2 protein-coding genes are annotated in these 1,575 nt (G+C 58.6%); both read left to right on the forward strand.

What is annotated here, in order from left to right; genetic code table 11:
- Positions 1-707, forward strand: a 707-nt coding sequence (locus Q0C48_RS10095) for a TatD family hydrolase (RefSeq protein ID WP_291523980.1), incomplete at its 5' end; no start/stop codon positions are given.
- On the forward strand, positions 704-1,462 hold the full coding sequence (locus Q0C48_RS10100) for an MBL fold metallo-hydrolase (protein WP_291523982.1): 759 nt from the start codon (positions 704-706) through the stop codon (positions 1,460-1,462). The genes Q0C48_RS10095 and Q0C48_RS10100, both read left to right, overlap by 4 nt.
- Positions 1,463-1,575: the final 113 nt, after the last annotated feature.

The following is a 1,575-nucleotide window of genomic DNA, read 5'->3' on the forward strand; positions in this document are numbered from 1 at the left end:
GCGGCGTGGGCATGCTGGTGGCTTCGGTCTTCATTGCCGGTTTGCTGATGAATGCGGCACAGTCGTCCATGCAGGCGCTGGCTGCCGAGTACCCCGGCGTGTGGGCGGCGGCGGGTGTGCATCCCAATGAACCCGCAGTAGAGACCCCGGAATGGGGGCATCTGCTCGCCGCCTTGGCGGCAGACAAAGTAGTGGCCGTCGGCGAGACCGGCCTGGATTATTTCCGCAGTGAAGGGGATTTGTCCTGGCAGCGGGAGCGATTTGCCCGGCATATTGCCGCCTCCAAGGTTACGGGAAAGCCGCTGGTCGTCCATACCCGTGCGGCGGCGGCGGACACCATCGCCATGCTGCGCAGTGAAGATGCGGCGGCAGCCGGTGGCGTCATCCATTGCTTCACCGAAAACTGGGATTTTGCGAAGGCGGCCCTGGATATGGGCTTTTATATCTCCTTTTCCGGTATTGTGACCTTCAAGAAGTCCGTTGAATTGCAGGCGGTGGCCAGGAAGGTGCCGGCGGATCGCCTGCTGGTGGAGACGGACGCGCCCTATCTGGCCCCCATGCCGCAACGCGGCAAGCGCAACGAGCCTGCTTTTGTCGCGCATGTCGCGGCCTTTCTCGGGGCGTTGCGGGGTGAGACGCTGGAGGATATCGCCGCGCAGACCACGGCCAATTTCCACGCCCTGTTTAAGCACGCGGTAGCGGCATGAAGATTGTGTTCCTCGGTACGGGATCCAGTGCCGGAACACCAGTGATTGCCTGCTATTGCCCGGTTTGTAGCAGCGCTGACCCACGCAACTGCCGCCTGCGAGCCAGTATTCTGGTGCAGGATGAGGGGGTTGATCTGCTGGTAGATACCGGTCCGGATCTGCGTCAGCAGATGTTGCACGCCGGTGTGCAGGCACTGAGCGCTGTGCTCTATACCCATTTCCACGCCGATCATATCAATGGTGTCGACGACCTGCGTGCCTTCAATTTTGCGCAGATGGTCGTGATCCCTTGTTATGCGGATGGGCGCACGGCAACGGAGCTGGAGAGCCGTTTTCGCTATTGTTTCCAGCCGCCGGATATCACTTGGGCGAAACCTTCGCTATCCATGCACCGGATGGCATCGCCGCAGACCTTTGGTGGGGTTGAGGTGACGCCGATACCCGTGATGCACGGTCATCTGCCTATTCTCGGGTACCGTTTTAATGATGCGGCGTATCTTACTGATCTAAAAACTATTCCCGATAGTAGTCTGACGCTGTTGCAGGGGCTGAAAATCCTGATTCTTGACTGCCTGCGTTATGAAGAGCATTCCACCCATCTTAACGTGGAAGAGGCCCTGTACTGGGCGCGGCGTATTGGCGCAGAGCGGACCATTCTTACCCATATGACCCATGATATTGATTATGCGACGTTGGCTGCGGAGTTACCGGAGTCGATCATTCCCGCCTATGACGGTATGGTCGTGGACCTTTGAGCGCATGCTGCTGATGGACAGGTGCACACGAAAAATGTTTGACATCATCCCCATGAACCCATATATTACGCCGCATCGGGGCCATAGCTCAGCTGGGAGAGCGCTTGAATGGC

Origin of the sequence: Acidithiobacillus sp. (assembly GCF_023255755.1) — a bacterium.
Classification (GTDB): domain Bacteria; phylum Pseudomonadota; class Gammaproteobacteria; order Acidithiobacillales; family Acidithiobacillaceae; genus Acidithiobacillus.

Bases quoted from the DNA above. Each gene is read 5' to 3' on its own strand.
- Q0C48_RS10100 (WP_291523982.1), top strand. From the start codon at position 704: ATGAAGATTGTGTTCCTCGGTACGGGATCCAGTGCCGGAACACCAGTG.